Below are 22,294 nucleotides of genomic sequence, written 5' to 3' on the forward strand. Positions count from 1 at the left end.
ATGTGTCGAATCCTTTTAGTCCTGCTCGTCATGTGCGCGAATGCGAGCTTTGCCCATGAGCGCGATGACCCGCCACAACACGGCCGCGACGAACTGCGTCTGCCGATGGTGTACGACGCACAGGGAAGGGCGGTGGGTCCTCTGGAAGTCTACTCGGGCGCCAACGGCGTGTATCTCGCGATAGACGGCGATCCCGTCTTCGTGGCGGTCAATCACAAGCGCGTCGGTCCTTTGCAATACTCGGCCTCGCAATACGAATGGGCGGGTTATACGTTCGTGCCTTACCCGTCGCACGATTGCAGTGGAAGTGTGGCCGTCGCGGATGCGGGCAGCCCTACTCCGGCGATGCCGGTGAGAGAAGGCGCCGACGTGACGATTTATATCGCTACCAAGGGCATGTCCGGCGATACGCAGGTGTGGTCGTTCAAGCAGACCGACGCGACTACCGGCGTGACGACATGCATGACCAATCCGGTCAACGAGGGTGAGAACTACTGGGCGATCAGGAGCACCTATCCGCTGACTCAGCATTATCCCGAACCGCTGCGCGTCGCCTATTGATGGCTCGGACGCGGTCCCAACGGAGGCCGATATGAAGCGCTGCCTGATCGGAGCACTGTTCGTGCTCTACGCGATGACATGTCTTGCCGATGATTCCGCGCATCGGGAGAGACATCGCCCTGTCAGGGTATTCGACGCGAACGGGCATGTCATTGGCGATCTCACGATCTTCGCGGCGCAAAACGGCGTTGCGTTCACGGCCGGAGACGCGACTGCCGTGATACCCATCGAGCGCGTGGAGGACGCGACCTTTCACTTTTCCGCGACCGACTTCAGATGGCTCGCGACTTCGTATATCAGTTTCGCTTCGGCCGATTGCAGCGGCTACCCGATCCTCGATTCGACCAATGGACCGCGGCTCGCACTCGCAGTGAAGCGGGGCAGTGACATAACGGTCTACTTTGCCGCCGAGGGCGTGACGCAGTCCTTCACGGCGAGATCGGCGCTCGATCCCAGCGCAGCCAACGGATGTCGTACTTACTCGGTGCCCATCACGGTGTCCGGCTTTACGGTAGGCGCGAGCCTCATGATCAGCCGCGAGCATCCCGAGCCGCTCAGGATCGGATATTGAGGCTTCGCTCGCGTTTTCCATATAAAACGCAACGCCATGCCGCTCCCGCAGTTTGCTGACCTAACATGGTAATGAGACGTCGATAAAGTTCCATGCATGAAAGCGAGCTTCGGACGCGGGGGAAACATGAAAGCGTTGCTCGTCGCTGGGTGGCTGCTCGCATCGGCGGGTGCATTGCACGTCCACGCGGCGATCCGATACGACGAGCTATGGTTCAACAAGTCGATGCTATTGGATTACGCCGCGGCATCCGCGGCGGCCCCGCGCCGGTCTGTCTATGACAGTCTGCTCGTCGCCGACGGCATCGATCCCCAGTCGGGGAAAGGACAATTGATCATCGCCTGGATCACGCGCATCAATGACGATCCGGTGATTCTCGGAAACCCGCACGGCACGAGCAGGCTGCTTTTGAATTCGAGCGCACGCGCCGAACAGGTGACAGAAGGCCTCGAACGTCTCTCGCCCGGACTGCGGCTCCAATATGTCGCGTTGATTTCGAAGTTTCTGGATACGCTCGTTCCCCCCGATTGCTTCGGCTCGAACGACATGACCGCCGTGATCAATCGGATCTCGTTGAGTGCCATGTCCGAAGCGGATATCGACGGCTATTTTCGCGTGTTGCACGCGGCCCTTCATGCCAGCGTATCCGCAGCGAGCCTGGATTTACCGAGCGCGGAGCAATATTCGCGGGCCGAAGAGCGCCTGAAACTTTCGATATTGCATGAACTGGGATACGTTCCGGCGGATATCGCGCGCTACACCGTTTATGCGGAAGACCCGAGAGGCGCGGCGCCGGCCGACGCGTGCTGGGCGATGCGAGTGACCTTGCATGCCATTCTCGCGATGCCGGATCCGGAGCGCGACGTCGTACTGCGAAAGACAGTCCGCTCGCAGGGCGTAACGCGCTGAATGCCATTGGAAGCGGAATCATTGCGATTCGATAGAAAGTTGCGTCTGCCCCGCACTCGATTTGCGCCGCAATCTTTCTTCGAAGCGGAAAGAACGAAGCGCTGATTGTTGCATTCCAGCGGCATTCCTGAACTAAACTAATTGGAGCCGAATAAAGCCGTCGGGCGCATTGGGAGAAGGCGTCATGAGCGGGCCTCTGGAAGAACAACTCTTGGGCGCGTCGCGCGCCGCGCCCGCAAGGCGTTGGACCGCATGGCTCTTCGCCATCGCGTGTGTGCTCATCTGCGTCGTCGCCGCGCAGATGACACAGACCGAAATGCGGACCTCGCAGCGACAGGCGCGCTATCTGTCGGAACTCGGGCGCGAGATCGGGTTTTCTCTCGACGACGGCCCGAGCGCCAGCATCCGCTATCCGGCGGCGGGCCCTTATGACGTGCGGCTCGGCTATGCATCGCTGCCGTCGTTCGAGGAGCGGCTCATCGCGCGCGGGTTCGCCGTCACCGCGCAGGCGCGCGGTTCCGCGGCCATGTTGGCGATGGCCGACAAGGGCCTCTTCCTTCCTTATGACGAAAAAGACCGCGCCGGGCTCACGCTGCTCGATGCCCGCGGCACGATGCTTTTCAGCGCATCGAGCCCCGGCCTCGTCTACGACGATTTCGACTCCATCCCGCCTGTCATCGTCAGTGCGCTGCTTTTCATCGAGGACCGCAATCTGCTCGACGAGCGCGAACCCAACCGCAACCCGGCGATCGACTGGGGACGGTTCGGTCGTGCGGTTTTCGATCAGGGCGTGCGGATCTTCGACAGGCACGCGCCGCAGCCGGGCGGCAGCACGCTCGCAACGCAGATCGAGAAGTTTCGCCACTCGTCGGGCGGACGCACCGCCTCGGCGCCGGAGAAGCTTCGTCAGATCGCGTCCGCCTCTGTGCGCGCCTATCTCGACGGCCCGCAGACCATGCCGGGACGCCGCCAGCTCGTCGTGCGCTATCTGAACTCCGTGCCGCTCGCGGCGCGGCCGGGGATCGGCGAGATCAGCGGGCTACCCGATGGCATGGCCGCATGGTACGGGCGCGACTTCGATGAATACAATCGCATTCTGAACGCGCCCATTTCGGCGGAAACGCTGGATGCGCAAGCGCTCGCGTTCAAGCAGGCGCTCTCGCTCATGATCGCGCAGCGCGCGCCATCGCGTTTTCTGCGCGCGGGCAATCCGGACCTCGCGCGCCTGACCGACAGTTACCTGCGCCTGCTCGGCGCGAACGGGATCATCGCACCGGCCCTTCGCGACCGGGCCCTTGCCGCGCGGCTCGAACTGAACGCGACGCCGCATCGGCGCGAGGCGGTGTCGTTCGTCACGCGCAAGGGCGTGACGGCGCTGCGCACGAACCTGCTCGGGACACTCGGCGTATCGAGCCTCTACGATCTCGATCGCCTGGATCTCACCGTCAAGGCGACGCTCGATAACGCGGTGCAGCAGGCCGTGAGCGACCGGCTCGCGAGCGTGGCCACGCGCGACGGCGCGCGCGATGCCGGAATCATCGGCTATCACATGCTGCGGCCACAGGACGATCCGTCGAAGATTTCGTACAGCTTCACGCTCATGGAGCGCCGCAGCGGCGTGAACCTCGTGCGCGTGCAGACCGACAGCCTCAATGAACCTTTCGACATCAGCCGCAGCGGCCGGCTCAACCTCGGCTCGACAGCGAAGCTGCGCACCGTCATCACCTATTTGCAGATCGTCGCGGCGTTGCACGAACGCTATGGCGCGATGACCCCGGCGCAGTTGCGCGGCGTGACGCCCGACCGTCAGGATGCGCTCACGCGCTGGGCGCTCGACTACCTCGCCAAAACGTCCGATCGATCGCTTACCGCGATGTTCGATGCCGCCGTCGAACGCAAATACTCCGCGAGCCCGGGCGAGACCTTCTATACGGGCGGCGGCGCCCAGAGCTTCAACAACTTCGAGGCGACCGATAACGCGCGCGTGCTCACCGTGGAGCGCGCTTTTCAGCATTCGGTGAATCTGGTGTTCGTGCGCCTGATGCGCGATATCGTCCACTACGAAATGGTTCGGGCGGCCGGGCCATCGTCGGGCTGGCTCGATGATCCGGCGGTGCGTCACGCGTACCTGACCCGCTTCGCCGATGCGGAGAGCCGCGTGTACATGAGCCGCTTCTACGCGAAGTATCGGACGAAGAGCGCGGACGAGGCGCTTGCGCTGCTGTTGCGCGACGTGCGCAAGTCGCCGCAGCGGATCGCGACGGTGTTGGGCAGCGTCGCGCCCGATGAATCGCAGTCATGGTTCGATACCCGGATGCGCGCGGCGTTGCGCGGCACGCCGGCGGCTTCGCTCACGGACGAGGACCTCGCGAAGCTCCATGCGAAATACGGCATCGACAAGTTCAACCTCAACGATCGCGGGTATATCGCGCGCGTGCATCCGCTCGAACTGTGGACCGTGAACTATCTGCGGGAGCATCCGCTCGCGACGCTCGACGACGTGCAGGACGCGAGCCGCGAAGCGCGCGTCACCGCTTATTCGTGGCTCTTCAAGACACGCTATCGCGCGACGCAGGACAGGCGCATCAAGCGCATGGTCGAGCTGCAGGCGTATGCCGAGATCGCGAAGTCGTGGCGCGCGCTCGGCTATCCGTTCTCGTCGGTCACGCCTTCGTTTGCGGCGGCGATCGGCGCATCGGGCGACCGGCCGGAGGCGCTCGCGCAACTGGTCGGCATCGTCGAGAACGGCGGCAGCGGGCTTGCCACGCAACGCATCGCGACGCTCGAATTCGCGAAGGATACGCCGTACGAGACGCATTTCGTGCACGTCGGCGCGCCGGCGAAGCCCTTGATCGCACCCGAGATCGCGACTATCGTTCAGCGGCTCCTGCGCGATGTCGTCGAAGGCGGCACCGCGCAGCGCCTTGCCGCTGGCATCGCGTCGTCCGATGGCCGCGCGCTCGACGTGTCCGGTAAAACGGGCACGGGCGACCAGCGCTTCAATGTGTACGCGCGCGGGCGGCGTCTCATCGAATCGCGTAAGGTAAGCAGGACCGCTACGTTCGTCTTCGTGATCGGTGAGCGCTTCTTCGGCACGCTCACCGCCTACGTGCGCGAGCCGTATGCGGCGCGCTATGACTTTACGAGCGCACTCGCCGTGCAGATGTTGAAGTCGCTCGGCCCTGAACTGCGGCCTCTCTTCGCTGACGAGGAAGTGCAGCAAAGCGGTCGGTCCGTTAACTGATGTTCATCGTTTATGAAGGCGGCTGATATGAACGAGCAACGAGTAAGACGAGACCCGGAGGGTACGCGGCGGCGTATTCTCGAGGCTGCGACACAGCAGTTCACGCAATTCGGTCTAGCGGGAGCGCGTGTCGATGCCATCGCCAACGCGGCGGGCACGAACGAGCGGATGCTCTACTATTACTTCACGAGCAAGGAAGGCCTATACGTCGCGGTGCTCGAATCGATGTATGCGCAGTTCGGAGAGAGCGAGGCGCATCTCGATCTGTCGGGCCTCGATCCGACCGATGCGATCCGCAAGCTGGCGCAGTCGATATGGGCGTACTTCTGGGACAACCCCCAATGGCTGAGTCTCATCAATAACGAAAACCTGCACAAAGGGCGGTATCTCGAGCGCTCGAGCGGATTGCGCGCGACGATCTCCCCGGTGGTCGATCTCCTGCGCGTGACGCTCGAACGCGGTGTGGCGGCGGGGCAGTTTCGCGCAGGCATCGATCCGCTCGATTTCTACGTGACACTCGTTGGCCTCGGATACTACGTCGTATCCAACCGCTTCACGCTGGACGCGTTCATGGGACGAAACTATGCGCAGCCGCAGCATCAGGCGTCGATAGCCGCCCTGCATGCCGAGATGTTGCTGTCGTATCTGCATCAAGGTGCGCTGGCGCCCAGCGATAACCCGCGCAACATCGAACTCGACAGGGCATGATCCCGCGCACGAGGCTGACCGGCTGGCGCAGTCGCCATGCGTTCATCGCACGGTGTAAGTCAGCACGATCACGTAAGCCGCCGTGATCGTGAGTTGGCACGCGGTTATGGGCAGCCCGTAGCGCAGGAAGCGGCCGAAGCTGATTGGCGTGCCTTGCTGCGAACAGATGCCCGCGGCCACGATGTTCGCCGCCGATCCGACGAGCGTTGCGTTGCCGCCGAGGGTCGCGCCGTACATCATGGCGATGAACACGGGAATCACCACGGCGGGCCATTGCGTGAACTGGTCGGACAGCGCCGACTCCGGAACGAACTCCGCCGTCACGAGATAGCCCTTGACCATCACGATGGAGGCGGCCGCGACAGGCACATTGGCGAGCAAGGATGAAAGCAGGCCGATGCCGCAGATCATCGCGAGCGCGACGAACGTGAGGCGCGTGCCGAACGTGTCGTACAGCTTGAGCGACATGACCTGCAGAAGCCCCGTCTTCGCCATGCCCTGCACGAGACAGAAGATGCAGGTGAGGAAGAGCAGCGTCTTCCAGTCGACGTCGCGCAGCACGCGATCCGTGGGCTCGACCCTGAACGCGTAGGCGACCAGCAATGCGAGCGCGCTCGCGATCACCGCGACGACAGGCGGGACGATGCGCGTCGGCAGCTCTTCGCCGAGCACGAAGAGCACCATCATCAGTGCGAGCACGACCAGCGCGAGCGCCGCATAGAGCGGCCGTTTCAGCTTCGTTTCCGGCTGGCGCGGCGGCAGCGGCCTGACGCTTCGCCAGATGTCGCGCATCAGGACGGGCAGCAACGGAATCACCACGGCGATCGCGAGCAGGCCGCCGAGGCTCGCGCGCCGAAGATATTCGCCGAACGTCATGCCGATCGAGCTGCCCACGAGGAAGGTCGCCGGGTCGCCGACGAGCGTCAGAAGCCCGGCGGCATTGCTCAGGAGCGCGGTGAGAATCATCGGTGGAACGATGTCGAGTTCCAGTGCCTGGGCGACGCGAATGATGATCGGTGCGAGCAGGATCACTGTCGTCGCGTTGGGCAGCAGCGCGCACAACGGCGCGACGATCACGATCAGCAGAAGGAGAAAGCGCTTGCCGCTTCCCGCCGTCGCCCTTAGATAGTAGTCGCCGACGAGATCGAACAGGCCCGTGGTCGCGAGTATCCGCGCGACGACCATGCCGCCGAACAGAAGGCTGATCGGCCCCGCCGAGGTTCGCGCGGTGGCGATCAGATCCTGTTCGTCGATGATGCGCAGCGCGATCAGCACGCTTGTGCCGACGAGCGCGGCGACGGCCATGTCGATCAGATCGAAGGCGATCACGAGAATCACCGCCGCGAACACGCCGACGACGAGATAGATTTGCCAGTCGCTCATGATGGGCTCGTGCAGGCGTTATTGCATCGGCGGTGCGTACATCAGGCCGCCGTGCGTGTACAGGTTGTTGAGTCCGCGTTCGAGCTTCAACGGGCTTCCCGCGCCGAGATTGCGCTCGAACATTTCTCCGTAGTTGCCGACGCTCGCCAGCGCCCGCAGGGTCCAGCCCGGCTCGATGCCGAGTGCCGCGGTGACGCTCGCGTCGGGAACGAGCGCGCGCGCCACGAGCGGAGCGCTCATCCGCGCGGCGCTGTTCTCGCGGGTCACGCCGAGCTCCTCCGCGGTGATCAGCGTGTAGAGCACCCAGCGCACGACGACGAGCCACTTCGTATCGTCGCCGCGCACGACAGGCGCATGCGGCTGCTTCGAGATGTGCTCCGGCAATATCGCGACCGCCGATTCTCCACCGGGCATGCGGTCTTTCAGCGAGCCGAGCAGCGATGCGTCCGCCGTCATGGCGCTGCAGCGTCCGGCAATGAACGCCTGCTCCAGTTCCGCCACCGAGCCGACGAGGAGCGGCTTCAGGTCCAGCTGATTCGCGTTCGAGTAGCCGACGAGATTCGCTTCCGTGGATGTCTCACGCTGCACGCATACCGTCGCGCCCTTGAGCGCGGAAAGCGCTTGAGTGCCGCTCTTCGTCCACACCATGAACGCCTGCGCGTCATGGAAAAGCACGCCCGCGAACTGGACGCCGAGCGTGCCTTCGCGAAGCAGTGTCCACGTGGTGTTGCGCGCGAGGACGTCGATGCGGCCGGTCCTGAGCGCCGGAAACCGAGCGGAGGTCTTGAGCGGAACGAAAGCGACCTTGCCTGGATCGCCGAGCGCGGCGGCGGCAAGTGCGCGGCAGAAATCGACATCGATGCCGGACCATCGTCCGGACGCGTCCTGCGCCGAGAATCCGGCAATTCCGTCGCTGACACCGCAGCGCAGAACACCTCTTGCCTTGACCTGCGCGAGCGTTTCCGAATCGGCGGACAAGGCGGCCGCAGGCCAAGCCAGCAGCGCGAGCAGCACGGCACCGCCAATCGCGATGAAGCGCTTCGCCAACTCTTTCATCGTCTTCCCCACGAGAATATGCGTTCGAAGCGTTTCGCCATTGGCGCGCACGCGCGCGTCAATTAGGTTGTAGTTGAAATTGGATCCGGTTCAAGCAATCTTTTCCGTATGCCCGAATGCACCCGGAAGATTCGATGTGCGCGGGCTTTGACTTTGCCTGCCCGCCGCCTAGACTTCGATTCCGTAAGAAATGCCATTGTCGATAAATCGTCTGCGCATTGCCGGACCGCTTCCGGTGATCCGTCGAGCGGCAAAAGGAGACGCGATGGAATGCATCGAGATTTACGCCGGCCCCGAGGGACACTCGCGGTTCAGAACCATCCGCGAGTTCGAAGCAAGTCCTATCGTTTTCAACGGCGTCGCTGTGTCGTTATCGCCGCCGCAGCCGTGCGAAAGCGTGCTCGTGCATGAGTTCGACGGCGACTACTTCCTTGGCTGGCATAACCCGCCATCGAGACAATACGTCGTCGTGCTCGATGGGGAACTCGAAATCACCGTGCAAGGCGGTGACCCCGCGCAACGCTTCGCGGCGGGCGCGATTTTCATTGCGGGCGATCTCGAGGGTACGGGCCATTCGACGCGCGCGATCCGGCCAGGCCGCGCCTTGGTCGTCAACGTGCGGAGATGACACGATGCTGCTGAAGGACGTGCTGGCAGTGGTGACGGGCGGCAGCAGCGGCATTGGCTTCGCCGCCGCTAAACGATTCGTATCCGAAGGTGCGCGCGTGGTGATCAGCGGGCGCGATGCGGAAAAGCTGCAACGGGCCGCGGAGAAGCTCGGCGAGCATGCGCTCCCTTTCATTGCGGACGCCGCAAGCTCCGGCGATATGCGACGGCTCTATGAAACCGCCGTTGGCCACTTTCAGCGCGACGTGAATGTCGTGGTGGCGAACGCTGGCGTTTCCCGGCAAACGCCGGTGCGCGAGACATCGCTGGAGCAGTTTTCCGAGGTGCTCAGCATCAACGTCGGCGGCGTGTATGCGACGGTGCGCGAAGCGTTGCCGTTTCTCGCGCGGCCAGCTTCGATCATTCTCGTTGCTTCGCTGGCGGCGAATCAGGGCACTAAAAATTTCTCCGCATACTGTGCGTCGAAGGCCGCCGTGGTGTCGCTGGCAAAGAGCTTTGCGGCGGAATTCGTCGAGTCCGGCATACGCGTCAACAGCATTTCACCGGGCGTGGCGAATACGCCGATCTTCGACACACTGGGGATATCCGAAGCGCAACTGCTGCAATGGTCGAACGTGATACCGATGAAGCGGCCAGCAGAGCCAGCGGAAATCGCCTCCGCCATTCTCTTCCTCGCATCCGATGCATCGCGCTATATGACCGGCGCCGACCTCGCGGTCGACGGCGGCATGTCGGGCATCAGTCCGTTTTAGTCGGGCTCACGAATAGAACGACGGCTTCGGCATGCGCCCGTTGAGTGCCCAGTCGCCGAGTTCACGCACCTTGTAATCGAGCGGATCGTGCAGCGTATGCACGCGCACGTTGCGCCAGAAGCGGTCTAGCCGCAGCGCAGCCGTGGTCGAGCGCGCGCAGCGGCCCAGATAGATATGGCTCAGGATCACCTGCGCGAGCAGCGGCCGCAGGCAGGCGTAGGGACTCGAGAGCGGGCCGGGATCGTTCAGCAATTCATCCGCCGCGATACGCACGCGCTCGAACACCACCGTGCCGCTGTCGGTCTGACGCTGCCCCATGTTGTCCCAGTCGCCGAGGGATTCCCGGCTATCGTTCATTGCGTTGTCGCCTGATGGTGAGGGCCGCGCTCGCGAAAGCATTCCATCGAAACGCCAATCCATGAACCATAGCCCGATTCGATATCTTCGTGGCGGATATGAAAGACCTCATGTGACAAACATCGCGACTCGCGTCTTAATGCGTTTATGGCACTTGCATATCGATAGAAATTGGATGGTCGCGCGCGCGTGCGGCGTTAGCATGGACATCCCTTCATCACCGCCTATCCGCGTTTCATAGCGATGTCATCCAAACTTCCACGCTTCGGCGTCTGGGCGCTCGTGCACGGCAGCCGCGCCGCACTTCAGGACCCCGCAGAACCCTACGACGCTTCATGGGCACGCAACAAGGCGCTCGTGCTCGAGGCCGAGCGCCTCGGTTACGACTCGGTGCTCGTCGCCCAGCATACGATCAATCCGCATGATCCCGCGCTCGATCAGCTCGAAGCGTGGACCGCATCGGCCGCGCTCGCTGCGCTTACGTCGCGCATCGAGATCATCGCGGCGATCAAGCCTTATCTCTATCATCCGGTCGTGCTCGCGAAGATGGCGCAGCAGATCGAGCACATCAGCGGCGGGCGCTTCGCGATCAACCTCGTGAACGCATGGAATCGCCCGGAGCTCGAACGCGCCGGCATCGGTTTCGCGGAACACGACGAACGCTATGCCTATGGCCGCGAATGGATCACGGTCGTCGACAAGCTGCTGCGCGGCGAGACCGTGAATCATCGCGGCGATAACTTCCGCATCGACGGTTATCAATTGCGTCCCGGCGATCCGTTCCGCCTGCGGCCGCGCATCTATGTCGGCGGCGAGTCGGAGCCGGCGCGCTCGCTGGTGGCGGCGCACGGCGACGTATGGTTCATCAACGGACAGCCGCCCGAGGACGTCGAGCGTCTGATCGCCGATGTCTGCGCGCGTGCGCGCCCCGCCGGGGAGGACGCGTTGCGCTTCGGGCTGTCGGCCTTCGTGATCGCGCGCGCGACGCAGGCACAGGCCGACGCGCATCTCGAACAGCTCTTCGCGCTTGCCGAACTCGACAAGCCGCTGCGCGAACGGCAGAAGGCCAATACCGATCCGAACGCGGTGATGCATCAGACCTTCGCGCGATCGGCGCGCGTCGGGTCGAACGGCGGCACGGCGGCGGGGCTCGTCGGCGACTACGATACGGTCGCGCGACGCATCGCGGACTTTCATCGGGCGGGCATCGAACTCTTCATGCTGCAGTTTCAGCCGTTCGAAGCCGATATGCGCCTCTTCGCCGAAGAGGTCGCGCCGCGCGTGCGCCGTCTGCTGTCCGCGTGATCGCTTCACGCGCCCTGCGGCGCGCGAACGAGTGAAAGACCCTCGATCAGAAGAACGCGCCCGTGGGCGGAAGCGCGCCGCTCAGCGCGTTCCGTCCGAGCAGGCGCTCCTTGTAGAGCCGCGGATTATGCGACGCGATCACCTTGATGTTGCGCCAGTGCCGGTCCAGCGCACCCACGCGCGAGACGACCGAGCCGGAGCCGAGATCGATCAGCCAGTTCGCGATCTGCGGCGCGAGATCGTCGATGACGACCTTGGCCTCCGCCGCCGCGAACGTGGCGGCTAGTGTCGCATCGTATTCATCGCTCGTGCCATAGGTGTCCCATACGCGCTGCAACGCCGCAACCGCGCGGTCGGCAGTCGCCTCGATACTCGACGAGTAAGCGCGGATGCGTCCGAGCAACGCCTGCAACACGGGTTCATCGGTGGGGTGAGCGGCTTCGCCGTGGTAGAAGTTCCGTGCTCGCGCGCGAAGCACCTCGACGGCGTCCAATGCCACGCGCCGCGCGATGCCCGCGATGCAGTTGGTCAAATAGACCTGATGAAAGGTGAAGCCCCACGGCGCCGCTTCGTCGGTGCGCGGAGGATCAGCCGGATAGACCTGCGCGGGCAGCACCTCGACGCCGCGAAACTTCGCCGTGCCCGACCCCGTGAGGCGCTGGCCGAAGCCTTCCCAGTCGTCGTCGCTGCTCACGCCTTCGCCTCGTTCCAGCACATATTGCACCGTGCGTCCCGCGCGGCTTTCCACTGCGACGCCAACGAACGCATCGTTGTACAGATTGCCCGTCGCGTAGACCTTGTCGCCGGAGCCGATGTACGCTTGGCGGATCTCATCCCATTCGAGCCGCGTCAGGACTTTATCGGGCCGCGCGCCGGCCGGGAGTGCGCCGGTTTCGGTGAAGCTCAGGCCGACTGTCTTTTTCTTTCCGGTCAGTTCGAGGACGTGCGTATGGAAAGGATGCTCGCGGCGTCTTAACGCCGCTTCGACCTGCCATAAGTGATTGCGAAACGCGTGCGCGATATTCGAATCAGCCGCCGCGATATCGCGTGCCACGACGAACAGCTCGTTCAGCGATACCCCGTGCCCGCCCGCATCCGCCGGAAGACGCAGCGCGCCGAAGCCGAGCGCCTTGAGGCCCGCGATCTCTTCGTGCGGCAGGCGATGTTCCCGTTCCCGCGCGGCCGCGCTCGCGGCGATATCGGCAATGATGTCCGCGAAGCCCAGCGACGCGGACAGCGGCGAGACCAGTCGCGGCCCGCCCGGTTTGATCGTGCTCTTGTCAGTCATGCGTTTGCCTCGTCATCAAACCTTGATGCTGTAATCCGCGACCTTGATGCGCGAATTGATGATCTTGCGCTCCGCGAGCCAGTCGGCCGCGCGCTGGAACTGCGCGAGGAACGCGGCATCGTCGGCTTCGTGGAACTGATTCACCCGTTTGAGGCCCGCCAGATAATCGCGCACCTGATCCGGATACTTGCCCTCGCGCTGCACGAGCTGTTCGGCTTCGGCGGAATGCGACGATTGCCACGCGCCTTCCACGTAGTACGCGTCGATCACGGCGCGAATCAGTTCCGAGTTCTCTTCGGTGAACTTGCGGCGCGTCACGAGCGAGCTGTAGTCGATCAGAAAATCGAGGTCGCGGCCTTCGTTGAAAACGTCCTTGGCATCGTTTGAAAAGCGCGCGATGTCCACGCCCGGCGACCACATCGACCACGCGTCGACCTTGCCTTGCGCGAACGCGGGCGCGGCGTCGGGAGGATTCAGATAGACGAACTGAACCTTGTCACGATCGACGCGGTGCTTCTCCAGCGCCGCGATGAGCAGAAACTCGCCCAGCCCCGAACGATTGACGGCGACCTTGCGGCCCGCCAGATCCGCGATCGAATTGATGCCGCTCGACTTCTTCACGATGATCGATGTGGAGCGGGGCGAATAGACATCGAACGCATTGAAGACGATGGGCGAGCCCGCGAGCATCGCGGCCAGCGCGGGCGTCGTCGATCCCCAGAAGCCGAAGTCGGCGCTGCCGCCGACCACGGCCTGAAGCGAGGGCGCATGATTCGGAAACGGGCCGATCCATTCGACCTTGATGCCTTTCGCGGCGAGCGTTTTCTCGAACACGCCGCGCTGCTTCGCGATATCCGGCAGGCTGCCGTAACCCCAGCCGATGCGGACGATATCCGTGTTGCGCGTCAGCTTGCGTGGCGGTTCGGCCGCGCGAGTCGAAGCGGGAAACAGGCTGCCGGCCGCGGCGCCGGCCAGAAGGCCACCCGCCGCGCGCAACAATTGGCGGCGGCTCAATGATGAATCGGTCATGCGTGGTGGGTCCTTGTCGTTTTGCGAGCGTTGATGCGCGCGGCCTCAGTGAGTTTCGAGAGACCGGACGCGAAGCTCGTCGAGCAGAATGGGCCGCAGTGTTTGCGGCGTGTGGTTTTTCGGTTGGAAGGAGGCGGCGATGCGTCCGGCGCGCATGACGAGAATCCTGTCGGCGAGCGCGAGCGCTTCATCGACGTCATGCGTGACGATCAGCACACCCGGCTGATGCAGCGCGACGAGCTCCTTGACGAGCCCGTGCATCTTGATGCGGGTGAGCGCGTCCAGCGCCGCGAACGGTTCATCGAGCAGCAGCAGCGCCGGATCGCGCACGAGGGCGCGCGCCAGCGCCACGCGTTGTGCCTGACCGCCGGAGAGATTGCGCGGCCAGTCGCCCTCGCGTCCGGCGAGTCCGACTTCGGCGAGCGCGCGCGACGCGCCTTCGCGACCGACCGTCGTTTCGTGGCCGAGCGCGACGTTTTCCCACAGCGCGGCCCAGGGCAGCAGGCGATGCTCCTGAAACACGACGGACGGACGCTCGGGCGCGCGGATCGTGCCGGCGTCGGGCAGATCGAGTCCGGCGAGCGCGCGCAACAGCGTGGTCTTACCGCATCCGCTTTCGCCCAGCAGCGCGACGAATTCGCCTTTGCGGATATCGAGATCCAGCGCATCGATGACGACGCGGCTGCCGTAACGCCGCCTGAGGCCGCGCACCGATACCGCGAGCGCGGCGTTCGAATCGAAGGACAGGGCCGTGCTCATCATTGCGCTCCCTTTGCGTAGTTCGCGTGCCAGGAAAGGAAACGCGTTTCGAGCGCGCGCACCAGCACATCCGCCGCCACGCCGATGATCGCGTAGACGATCATGGTCAGAAGGATGACATTCGTGTTCAGGAATTCGCGCGCATCCATCGCGAGGAAGCCGATGCCCTTGGTCGTGGCGAGCGTTTCGGCGATCACGAGTGCGAGCCACGCATGGGCGAGGGCGTAGCGCACGCCGGTGAGAATCGAAGGCATCGCGCCGGGAAGAATGATTCGCCGCACGATCGCGGACCAGCTGAGCCCGACGACCTTGGCCAGCTCCATCAGCTTCGGATCGATCTGGCGAATGCCGAGCATCGTGTTGATATAGATCGGGAACAGGACGGCGAGCGAAACCAGAAAGACCTTCGCGATCTCGCCCACGCCGAACCAGACGATCACGAGCGGCAGCATCGCGAGAAAGGGCACGGCGCGCACCATCTGGATCGGGCGGTCGAGCAAGGCCTGCGCGAGCGGCGAGAAGCCGACCAGAATGCCGAGCACGAGCCCGAGCGTTCCGCCGATGACGAAGCCCGCGGCGGCGCGCAGCAGCGACACGCCGAGGTGCACGAAGAGATCGCCGGTGCGGGCCATGTCGAAGGCCGTTTCGATGACGCGGCTCGGCGCCGGGAGCACCTGAGGCGCGATCAACCCGATGCGCGCGGCGGCCTCCCAAAGCAGGACGACCAGAGCCGGGACGATCCACGATAACCATCGATAGAGCGCGGCCTTCGACAGACCGGCTCCGGTTTCTCTCGAGACGACATAGCGAGTTGGGGTGGAAGTCAGATCGGCCATGTCGGTTCCGTGTAGGGCATGAATAGAGCGTGCTTCATCGACGAGGGAAAGATAAGCGCCGTAGCGCGTGGGGCTTGCGAGGCGGAGCTTGCAATTAGAGGGCGTCCGGTGCCGCAATGACAAACGGTTTTTTATGCTTAGCTTTTTCTCGAATGCCATTGCACGCGACGTCACATGCTTTTCGAAACGCCGTGCTTTCCATATGCATAAGCATTCGTTCCAGTGCGCGCGATGCCGTTTTATCGTGAGCGCTGCGGCGCCTCATATGCCGTCATCGAAAAACGAACACAGAGGAACGGCACTACATGGCAGGCTTGAATCGACGTGAATTTCTGGTTTCATCGGGCGCGGTGCTCGCGTCCGCCGGCCTGTCCTCGCTCGCATTCGCGCAAGACGCCACGCCCAGGCGCGGCGGCACGCTCAACATGCTGATCAATCCCGAGCCGCCCGTGCTCGTCTCGATCTTCCAGACGACGGGACCGGCGCTCGTCGCGAGCTCGAAGGTGCTCGAAGGCCTGCTCGCCTATGACTTCGATCTGAAGCCGAAGCCGCAACTCGCGACCGCATGGAACGTGAGCCCGGACGGGCTCAAGTACACGTTCACGCTGCGCCAGAACGTGAAGTGGCACGACGGCGAGCCGTTCACGCCGGCGGATGTCGCATTTTCCATCGACCTGTTGAAATCGATTCATCCGCGCGGGCGCAGCACGTTCGCCAACGTGACGCGTGTCTCGACGCCCGATGCGCGCACCGCGATCATCGAACTGTCGAAGCCCGCGCCGTATCTGCTGAAGGCGCTGTCGGCGGGGGAATCGCCGATCGTGCCGAAGCATCTCTACGCCAACGGCGATCCGCTCACGAACCCGCATAACAACGCGCCCATCGGCACAGGGCCGTTCCGCTTCAAGTCGTGGGCGCGCGGCGCGAGCATCGTCTACGAGCGCAATCCGGATTACTGGGACGCGGGCAAGCCGTATATCGATGCGCTCGTGTTCAAGGTGATTCCCGATGCCGCCGCGCGCTCCGCCGCGTTCGAAACAGGCGCGCTCGATCTCGGCGGCGAGAATCCGGTGCCGCTTTCCGACTTGCCGCGCCTCTCGCAATTGCCGCAACTCGCCGTGGAAACGCGCGGCTATCGCTTTCTGGAGCCGCTCTCGGAGATCGACTTCAATCTCGCGCATCCGATCCTGAAGGACTTGCGCGTGCGTCAGGCTATCGCGCATGCGATCAATCCGCAGATCGTGCAGAAGACCATCGCGTACGGTTACGCCGACATTTCCCCGACGCCGATCACGCCCGCATCGCCGTATCACGACGCGAAGCTCGCGCCGTATGCATTCGATATCGCCAACGCGGAAAAGCTGCTCGATGCCGCGGGTTATCCGCGCAAGAACGGCGGCCCGCGCTTCTCGTTGACGCATGACTTCCTGCCCTACGGCGACATGTATCGCCGCCAGGCCGATTATGTGAAGTCGGCGCTCGCGCGCGTGGGCATCGACGTGACCGTGCGCTCGCAGGACTTGCCATCGTTTCTGAAGCGTGTGTATGCGGACCGGCAGTTCGACTTCACGAGCATCGGCGTGAATACGCTCTTCGATCCGAGCGTGGGCGTGCAGCGGCTTTACTGGTCGAAGAACATTCGTCCCGGCGTGCCTTTCTCCAACGCGCCGCATTACAGCAATGTGGAAGTCGATACGCTGCTCGAAACCGCATCGATCGAAACCGACGAGAAGAAGCGCGTCGCGCTGTACCAGCAGTTTCAGCAGATCGTGTATCGCGACTTGCCGATCCTCACGCTCGTCGCGCCGCGCATGGTCACGCTCGCGAACCGGCGCGTGCGCAATCACACGGTATCGGCGCAAGGACTAGAAGGCAATCTCGCTGATGTCTGGCTGAGCGCCTGAGGAATCGCAATGAACCGACGCACGCGCTTCGCCGCGATCGCGCGACGCACCGCATGGCAGGCCTTGCCGACGATGCTCGCCATCGTGATCCTCAACTTCTTCCTGCTCAAGCTGATGCCCGGCGACGCCGCCGACGTGCTCGCCGGCGAAGCGGGGTCCGCGACCGCCGAAACGCTGCAGGCGTTGCGGGCGAAGTTCGGTCTCGATCAGCCGCTCCTGCATCAGCTCGGGTCGTATCTGTCGCATCTCGCGCACGGCAGTCTCGGTTATTCGCCGCGCTATGACGCGCCCGTGATGCAGCTGATCCTTTCGCGGCTGCCGAACACCTTGCTGCTGATGGGCACGGCGCTCGCGCTCGCGATCGTCGCGGGCATCCTGCTCGGCGCCGTGATGGCGCATTGGGCGGGCAAATGGCCGGACCGCGTGCTGTCGGTGCTCGCGCTGCTGCTGTATTCGACGCCGGGCTTCTGGATAGGGCTGCTCGCCATCGTGCTGTTCTCGGTGCATCTCGGCTGGCTGCCGAGCGGCGGCGATGTGACCGTCGGCGCGCAGTTGCAAGGCTTCGCGTATCTCGCCGATGTCGCGAAGCACGTGCTGCTGCCTGCCGTGACGCTCGCGACTTTCTTCGTGGCCATCTATGCGCGTCTCACGCGCGCCGCGATGCTCGAAGTGAAGCGACAGGACTTCGTGCGCACCGCGCATGCGAAAGGGCTTCATCCGTTGCGCGTCACCGTGCGTCACGTGTTGCGCAACGCGCTGATGCCGCTCACGACGATGGTCGGCATTCACTTCGGCACGCTGCTGGGCGGCGCGGCCGTCACCGAAACGGTGTTCAGCTGGCCGGGTCTCGGGCGTCTCGCGCTCGATGCCGTGATGGCGCGCGATTTCAGCGTGCTGCTCGGCGTGCTGCTGCTTTCGTCGCTGCTCGTGATCGTCGCCAACGTGGCGGTCGATCTGCTGCAGGCGTGGCTCGATCCGCGCATCGCCTGATTATTCAACCCGATAAACGCATGGCTTCCGATTCGACCGAACTTGCTTCATCCGCCGAAGTTTCTTCGTGGCGCCGTCAACTGACAGGCGCGCTGTTCGGCGCGCGACGCGCTGAAGGCGCGCCTTCGCCACGCGCCTCGCGTGGCATCTGGCGTGCGCTGTTACGCAATCCGTCCGCGCTCGCGGGCATTGTCCTGCTCGCGGCGTTCATCGCGCTCGCGCTCGGTGCGCCGCATCTCTTTCCCGGCGATCCGCTCGATATGGCCGCGACGCCCTTCGAATGGCCCGGCAGCGATCCGCTCTACCGGCTCGGCACAGATTCGCTCGGCCGCGATGTCGCCGCGGGCATCGCGCACGGCACGCGCGTGTCCTTGCTGATCGGGGCATCGGCGGCGGCGATCGGGCTTTGCATCGGGACGCTCGTCGGTGCGGTCGGCGGCTTCTTCGGCGGTATCGTCGACGATCTGCTCGTGCGCGTTACCGAGCTGTTTCAGACCGTGCCGTCGTTTCTGCTCGTGATCGTGATCGTCGCGATCGGGCGGCCGGGCGTGACGGTGATCGCGCTCGCCATCGGCATTGCATCGTGGCCGACAGTCGCGCGTATCGTGCGCGCCGAGTTCCGCACGCTGCGTCAGGCCGATTTCGTGCTGGCCGCGCGCAGCCAGGGCTTTTCCAACACGCGCATCATTTTCGGCGAGATTCTGCCGAACGCGCTGCCGCCGGTGATCGTCACGGCGTCGGTGATGGTCGCGAGCGCGATCCTGATCGAATCGTCGCTGTCGTTTCTCGGCATGGGCGATCCGAACGTGGTCACGTGGGGCGGCATGATCGGCGCGGGGCGCGATTCCTTGCGCACCGCGTGGTATCTCACGGCGATTCCGGGCGCGGCGATCGTGCTCGCGGTGCTCGCGCTCAACCTCCTCGGCGACGGCCTCAACGACGCCCTCAATCCGCGCATGCGCGAACGTTCCTGATCGAGACCTGCCAGTGGCGAATCTTCTTGAAGTGCGCGATCTGCGCGTGAGTTTCGGCGCGCATCGCGCGGTGCGCGGCATCGACCTCGATATCGCGGAAGGCGAGACGCTCGCGCTCGTCGGCGAATCCGGCTGCGGCAAGTCCGCGACGGCGCTCTCGCTGATGCGTCTCGTGCCCGAGCCGGGCCGCGTGACGGGCACCGTGCGTTTCGACGGACGCGACGTGCTCACGCTGACGCCGCGCGAAATGCGCGATGTGCGCGGCAGTCAGATCTCCATGATCTTCCAGGAACCGATGACCTCGCTGAATCCGGTGCTGTCCGTCGGCGCGCAGATCGTCGAGACCTTGCGCCGGCATGAATCGCTCTCGAAGGAAGCGGCGGCGAAGCGCGCAATCGAACTGCTCGATCTCGTGCATATTCCCGAGCCGAATCGGCGCGTGGCCGACTATCCGCACGAGCTTTCGGGCGGGCAGCGGCAGCGCGTGATGACCGCAATGGCGGTGGCGTGCCGTCCGCGCCTTCTGATCGCCGACGAGCCGACCACCGCGCTCGACGTCACCATTCAGGCGCGCATTCTCGATCTTCTCGCGGAATTGCGGCGCGAATTGTCGATGTCGCTTCTGCTCATCACGCATGATCTCGGCGTCGTTGCGGAGCATGCGGACCGCGTCGCGGTGATGCTCGCGGGCGAGAAGGTCGAGGAAGCGCCGGTCGCGCGGCTTTTCACGCAGCCGGGGCATGCATACACGCGCGGGCTGCTGGGCGCGTCGCTGAATGTGGCGACGGAGCTGCATTACCGCGACTGGAAGCTGCCCGAGATTCGTCATGCACGAAGCGATGACGGCAAGCCCGCGTTCAACGTCACGCCGCTTGCGCCGGTGCGCGTTGCAGAAACGCAGTACGACGACGATACGCCGCTGCTGTCATTGCGAGACCTGACGGTCGACTATGCGCACCGGCATGGCAAGAGCACATTGCGCGCCGTCGATGGCGTGTCGTTCGATATCGCGCGTGGCGAGACCGTCGGGCTCGTCGGCGAATCGGGCTGCGGAAAGTCAACGCTGTCGAAAGCGATCTTGCGGCTCGTGCCGGCATCGGGCGGCGCGATTCGCCTGCGCGGCACGGATCTCGTGCCGCTTGCCGAGCGCGCGTTGCGGCCGCTGCGCCGCCAGGTGCAGATGGTGTTTCAAGACCCGTATGCATCGCTGAATCCGCGCCGCACCGTCGGCGAAATTCTGGAGACGGTGATGGCCGTGAACGGCATCGGCGATGCGCGGCAAAGACGCATGCGCGCCGCCGCGATGCTCGATCGCGTCGGGTTGCCCGGCGCCACGCTCGGGCGTTTTCCGCACGAGTTTTCGGGCGGGCAGCGGCAGCGCATCGGCATTGCGCGCGCGCTCGTGCTCGAACCCGCGCTGCTGATCTGCGATGAACCCGTCTCCGCGCTCGATGTGTCGATACAGGCGCAAATACTGAATCTGCTCGTCGAGCTCAAACGCGATCTCGGGCTCGCGTACCTCTTCATATCGCACGATCTTTCCGTCGTGCGCTATATCGCCGATCGCGTGCATGTGATGCATGGCGGACGCATTGTCGAGAGTGGCGATCATCGTGAGATATGGCGCGCGCCGCGGCATGCGTACACGCGCGCGCTGCTCGACGCGATCCCCGGCAAACGATTCGACGCGCAAGCCGCGTAGAACCCGCATCAACGAGAACAGGAATTTCACATCACATGTCGAACAAGAATCAGAAACTCGAAGCCGCGCTCGCCTCGTTGCCCGAACTGGCAAAGGCTATCGGCGAAGACGCGGCCGCGCGCGAGACACGCCGCGAACTGCCGTTCGATGCGTTCGCGCTCTTTCGTCAGTCGGGTCTGGGCAAGCTGCGCTTTCCGCTCGAATGGGGCGGACTCGGCGGCTCGCTCGAAGACGTCTTCAACGTGATCGCGACGCTCGCCGCGCACGAAAGCAATGTCGCGCATGCGCTGCGCATTCACTTCGACCAGACCGAAGCGCTGCTGCTTTCGCCGCGCACGCCGTTCAACGAATTGCAGATCCGGCGCGTGGCCGAAGGCGCGATTTTCGGCGGCGCATCGACGGAAGCGGGCACGTCGCGCCCCGGCGAAATCACGACGCAACTTCGGCGCGAAGGCGATCATTTCCGTCTCACGGGCCGCAAGTTCTACGCGACGGGCACCGCGTTCTCCGACTATGCGCGCCTGAACGTGCAGGACGAAAACGGCGAAGCGGCCATCGCGGTCGTGCCGGTTCGGCGCGAAGGCTTGCGCGTGCTCGACGACTGGGACGGCATGGGCCAGCGCATGACGGCGAGCGGCAGTCTCGAATTCGACGAGCTAGTCGTGCACGCGGACGAAGTCACGCCGCGCGTGCAGACGACGCTCGCGGGCCGTCACGGCGGCGCGCTGCGTCAGTTGCATCTCGTGGCGGTGGCGGCGGGCATCGTGCGCAATGTCGTATCGGATGCGCAGCGCTATGTGCTGAAGCACGGGCGCCCTGTGCTGCACAGCACGGCGCCGTCCGCGCGCGAGGATGCGTTCATTCAGCAAGTGCTCGGCGAGTTGACGGCGAACAGTCACGCGATCGATGCGCTCGTGCGCGACAACGCGCGCGTGCTCGAACGCTCGTCGCAGGCGATCCGCAACGGCGATGCGAACGCCGATTCTCTCGTGCTCGACGGCGCGCTCGCGACGGCGCGCACGCAGATCGTCGTCAGCAAGCTCGCGTTGAGCGCGGCGGAGCGCCTGTTCGAGGCGGGCGGCGCATCGGCGACATCGCGCGCGCATAACTTCGATCGTCACTGGCGCAATCTGCGCACGATCTTCAGCCACAATCCGCTGCTGCACAAGGCGCGCGTGATCGGCGATTACACGCTGAACGGCGTGACGACGCATCTCACGGAAGGGCGGGTGTTCTGACGTTCAAAGCACGGCGCGTGATATGGATGTTCGAATTCCTTCGTGGCGCAGCATGACGCGCGCATCGGAGAATCGAGAGTTCAAATGTTGCGGAGAACTCT

At 64.2% G+C, this 22,294-nt stretch carries 19 protein-coding genes and 1 pseudogene; 13 read left to right on the forward strand and 7 right to left on the reverse strand.

The features are described from left to right. The 5 genes from AC1Z32_RS00860 (at position 1) to AC1Z32_RS00880 (ending at position 5,993) form a co-directional block, all read left to right on the forward strand. Positions 1–561, forward strand: coding sequence for a hypothetical protein (locus AC1Z32_RS00860; RefSeq protein WP_483476825.1), 561 nt, complete (start codon positions 1–3; stop codon positions 559–561). A gap of 31 nt (positions 562–592) precedes the next feature. Further along, on the forward strand, positions 593–1,132 hold the full coding sequence (locus AC1Z32_RS00865; protein ID WP_483476826.1) for a hypothetical protein: 540 nt from the start codon (positions 593–595) through the stop codon (positions 1,130–1,132). A gap of 126 nt (positions 1,133–1,258) precedes the next feature. After that, complete coding sequence (locus tag AC1Z32_RS00870) at positions 1,259–2,041, forward strand: hypothetical protein (RefSeq protein WP_483476827.1); 783 nt, start codon at positions 1,259–1,261, stop codon at positions 2,039–2,041. A gap of 184 nt (positions 2,042–2,225) precedes the next feature. Continuing rightward, complete coding sequence (locus tag AC1Z32_RS00875) at positions 2,226–5,285, forward strand: transglycosylase domain-containing protein (protein ID WP_483476828.1); 3,060 nt, start codon at positions 2,226–2,228, stop codon at positions 5,283–5,285. Between the two features lie 27 nt (positions 5,286–5,312). Further along, positions 5,313–5,993 (forward strand): TetR family transcriptional regulator, encoded by a 681-nt coding sequence (locus tag AC1Z32_RS00880; protein ID WP_483476829.1) that lies wholly within the window; start codon positions 5,313–5,315, stop codon positions 5,991–5,993. Positions 5,994–6,035: 42 nt separating this feature from the next. Here the strand turns inward: AC1Z32_RS00880 and AC1Z32_RS00885 are convergent, their stop codons facing one another. Together AC1Z32_RS00885 and AC1Z32_RS00890 are read right to left on the reverse strand one after the other, a co-directional pair. Next, entirely contained in the window at positions 6,036–7,376 is a 1,341-nt protein-coding gene (locus tag AC1Z32_RS00885; protein ID WP_483476830.1) for an ArsB/NhaD family transporter, read from the reverse strand. 18 nt (positions 7,377–7,394) lie between these two features. Beyond that, positions 7,395–8,432 (reverse strand): amino acid ABC transporter substrate-binding protein, encoded by a 1,038-nt coding sequence (locus AC1Z32_RS00890; RefSeq protein ID WP_483476831.1) that lies wholly within the window; start codon positions 8,430–8,432, stop codon positions 7,395–7,397. Between the two features lie 265 nt (positions 8,433–8,697). Here AC1Z32_RS00890 and AC1Z32_RS00895 point away from each other — a divergent pair, with 265 nt between their 5' ends. Beyond that, positions 8,698–9,060 (forward strand): cupin domain-containing protein, encoded by a 363-nt coding sequence (locus AC1Z32_RS00895; protein ID WP_483476832.1) that lies wholly within the window; start codon positions 8,698–8,700, stop codon positions 9,058–9,060. A gap of 4 nt (positions 9,061–9,064) precedes the next feature. Next, positions 9,065–9,811: an SDR family NAD(P)-dependent oxidoreductase gene (locus AC1Z32_RS00900; protein ID WP_483476833.1), complete on the forward strand. Its 747-nt coding sequence runs from the start codon at positions 9,065–9,067 to the stop codon at positions 9,809–9,811. Positions 9,812–9,817: 6 nt separating this feature from the next. Here AC1Z32_RS00900 and AC1Z32_RS00905 read toward each other — a convergent pair. Next, positions 9,818–10,147 (reverse strand): annotated as a pseudogene (locus AC1Z32_RS00905) (acyl-CoA dehydrogenase family protein); the annotation flags it as partial. Between the two features lie 264 nt (positions 10,148–10,411). Between AC1Z32_RS00905 and AC1Z32_RS00910 the strand changes: the two are divergent. Further along, positions 10,412–11,473 carry an LLM class flavin-dependent oxidoreductase gene (locus AC1Z32_RS00910; protein WP_483476834.1) on the forward strand — a complete coding sequence of 354 codons (1,062 nt, stop codon included), beginning with the start codon at positions 10,412–10,414 and terminating at the stop codon, positions 11,471–11,473. Positions 11,474–11,519: 46 nt separating this feature from the next. Here AC1Z32_RS00910 and AC1Z32_RS00915 read toward each other — a convergent pair whose 3' ends face one another. Genes AC1Z32_RS00915 through AC1Z32_RS00930 form a run of 4 tightly spaced genes read right to left on the reverse strand, consistent with a single transcriptional unit; the run spans position 11,520 to position 15,385 of the window. Beyond that, on the reverse strand, positions 11,520–12,761 hold the full coding sequence (locus tag AC1Z32_RS00915) for an acyl-CoA dehydrogenase family protein (protein ID WP_483476835.1): 1,242 nt from the start codon (positions 12,759–12,761) through the stop codon (positions 11,520–11,522). A gap of 15 nt (positions 12,762–12,776) precedes the next feature. After that, positions 12,777–13,790 (reverse strand): NrtA/SsuA/CpmA family ABC transporter substrate-binding protein, encoded by a 1,014-nt coding sequence (locus AC1Z32_RS00920; protein WP_483476836.1) that lies wholly within the window; start codon positions 13,788–13,790, stop codon positions 12,777–12,779. A gap of 45 nt (positions 13,791–13,835) precedes the next feature. Next, a complete protein-coding gene (locus tag AC1Z32_RS00925) occupies positions 13,836–14,549 on the reverse strand; it encodes an ABC transporter ATP-binding protein (RefSeq protein ID WP_483476837.1) in 714 nt (237 codons plus the stop codon). Beyond that, positions 14,549–15,385, reverse strand: coding sequence for an ABC transporter permease subunit (locus AC1Z32_RS00930; RefSeq protein ID WP_483476838.1), 837 nt, complete (start codon positions 15,383–15,385; stop codon positions 14,549–14,551). The genes AC1Z32_RS00925 and AC1Z32_RS00930 overlap by 1 nt, the downstream gene beginning before the upstream one ends. Before the next feature lie 305 nt (positions 15,386–15,690). Between AC1Z32_RS00930 and AC1Z32_RS00935 the strand changes: the two genes are divergently transcribed. The 5 genes from AC1Z32_RS00935 to AC1Z32_RS00955 are packed head-to-tail and all read left to right on the forward strand — an operon-like array spanning position 15,691 to position 22,193. Next, positions 15,691–17,289, forward strand: coding sequence for an ABC transporter substrate-binding protein (locus tag AC1Z32_RS00935; protein ID WP_483476839.1), 1,599 nt, complete (start codon positions 15,691–15,693; stop codon positions 17,287–17,289). 9 nt (positions 17,290–17,298) lie between these two features. Beyond that, entirely contained in the window at positions 17,299–18,279 is a 981-nt protein-coding gene (locus tag AC1Z32_RS00940) for an ABC transporter permease (protein ID WP_483476840.1), read from the forward strand. A gap of 20 nt (positions 18,280–18,299) precedes the next feature. Next, on the forward strand, positions 18,300–19,253 hold the full coding sequence (locus AC1Z32_RS00945) for an ABC transporter permease (protein WP_483476841.1): 954 nt from the start codon (positions 18,300–18,302) through the stop codon (positions 19,251–19,253). A gap of 13 nt (positions 19,254–19,266) precedes the next feature. Beyond that, positions 19,267–20,955 carry an ABC transporter ATP-binding protein gene (locus AC1Z32_RS00950; protein WP_483476842.1) on the forward strand — a complete coding sequence of 563 codons (1,689 nt, stop codon included), beginning with the start codon at positions 19,267–19,269 and terminating at the stop codon, positions 20,953–20,955. A 35-nt stretch (positions 20,956–20,990) separates the two neighbouring features. Then, a complete protein-coding gene (locus AC1Z32_RS00955) occupies positions 20,991–22,193 on the forward strand; it encodes an acyl-CoA dehydrogenase family protein (RefSeq protein ID WP_483476843.1) in 1,203 nt (400 codons plus the stop codon). Positions 22,194–22,294: the final 101 nt, after the last annotated feature.

The sequence above is a fragment of the Caballeronia sp. 11_S32 genome, assembly GCF_056930355.1.

What these genes read in the sequence shown, in the direction of transcription:
- AC1Z32_RS00860 (WP_483476825.1), top strand. Translation starts at nt 1, where the DNA reads ATGTGTCGAATCCTTTTAGTCCTGCTCGTCATGTGCGCGAATGCGAGC.
- AC1Z32_RS00865 (WP_483476826.1), top strand. Translation starts at nt 593, where the DNA reads ATGAAGCGCTGCCTGATCGGAGCACTGTTCGTGCTCTACGCGATGACA.
- AC1Z32_RS00870 (WP_483476827.1), top strand. Translation starts at nt 1,259, where the DNA reads ATGAAAGCGTTGCTCGTCGCTGGGTGGCTGCTCGCATCGGCGGGTGCA.
- AC1Z32_RS00875 (WP_483476828.1), top strand. Translation starts at nt 2,226, where the DNA reads ATGAGCGGGCCTCTGGAAGAACAACTCTTGGGCGCGTCGCGCGCCGCG.
- AC1Z32_RS00880 (WP_483476829.1), top strand. Translation starts at nt 5,313, where the DNA reads ATGAACGAGCAACGAGTAAGACGAGACCCGGAGGGTACGCGGCGGCGT.
- AC1Z32_RS00885 (WP_483476830.1), bottom strand. Translation starts at nt 7,376, where the DNA reads ATGAGCGACTGGCAAATCTATCTCGTCGTCGGCGTGTTCGCGGCGGTG.
- AC1Z32_RS00890 (WP_483476831.1), bottom strand. Translation starts at nt 8,432, where the DNA reads ATGAAAGAGTTGGCGAAGCGCTTCATCGCGATTGGCGGTGCCGTGCTG.
- AC1Z32_RS00895 (WP_483476832.1), top strand. Translation starts at nt 8,698, where the DNA reads ATGGAATGCATCGAGATTTACGCCGGCCCCGAGGGACACTCGCGGTTC.
- AC1Z32_RS00900 (WP_483476833.1), top strand. Translation starts at nt 9,065, where the DNA reads ATGCTGCTGAAGGACGTGCTGGCAGTGGTGACGGGCGGCAGCAGCGGC.
- AC1Z32_RS00910 (WP_483476834.1), top strand. Translation starts at nt 10,412, where the DNA reads ATGTCATCCAAACTTCCACGCTTCGGCGTCTGGGCGCTCGTGCACGGC.
- AC1Z32_RS00915 (WP_483476835.1), bottom strand. Translation starts at nt 12,761, where the DNA reads ATGACTGACAAGAGCACGATCAAACCGGGCGGGCCGCGACTGGTCTCG.
- AC1Z32_RS00920 (WP_483476836.1), bottom strand. Translation starts at nt 13,790, where the DNA reads ATGACCGATTCATCATTGAGCCGCCGCCAATTGTTGCGCGCGGCGGGT.
- AC1Z32_RS00925 (WP_483476837.1), bottom strand. Translation starts at nt 14,549, where the DNA reads ATGAGCACGGCCCTGTCCTTCGATTCGAACGCCGCGCTCGCGGTATCG.
- AC1Z32_RS00930 (WP_483476838.1), bottom strand. Translation starts at nt 15,385, where the DNA reads ATGGCCGATCTGACTTCCACCCCAACTCGCTATGTCGTCTCGAGAGAA.
- AC1Z32_RS00935 (WP_483476839.1), top strand. Translation starts at nt 15,691, where the DNA reads ATGGCAGGCTTGAATCGACGTGAATTTCTGGTTTCATCGGGCGCGGTG.
- AC1Z32_RS00940 (WP_483476840.1), top strand. Translation starts at nt 17,299, where the DNA reads ATGAACCGACGCACGCGCTTCGCCGCGATCGCGCGACGCACCGCATGG.
- AC1Z32_RS00945 (WP_483476841.1), top strand. Translation starts at nt 18,300, where the DNA reads ATGGCTTCCGATTCGACCGAACTTGCTTCATCCGCCGAAGTTTCTTCG.
- AC1Z32_RS00955 (WP_483476843.1), top strand. Translation starts at nt 20,991, where the DNA reads ATGTCGAACAAGAATCAGAAACTCGAAGCCGCGCTCGCCTCGTTGCCC.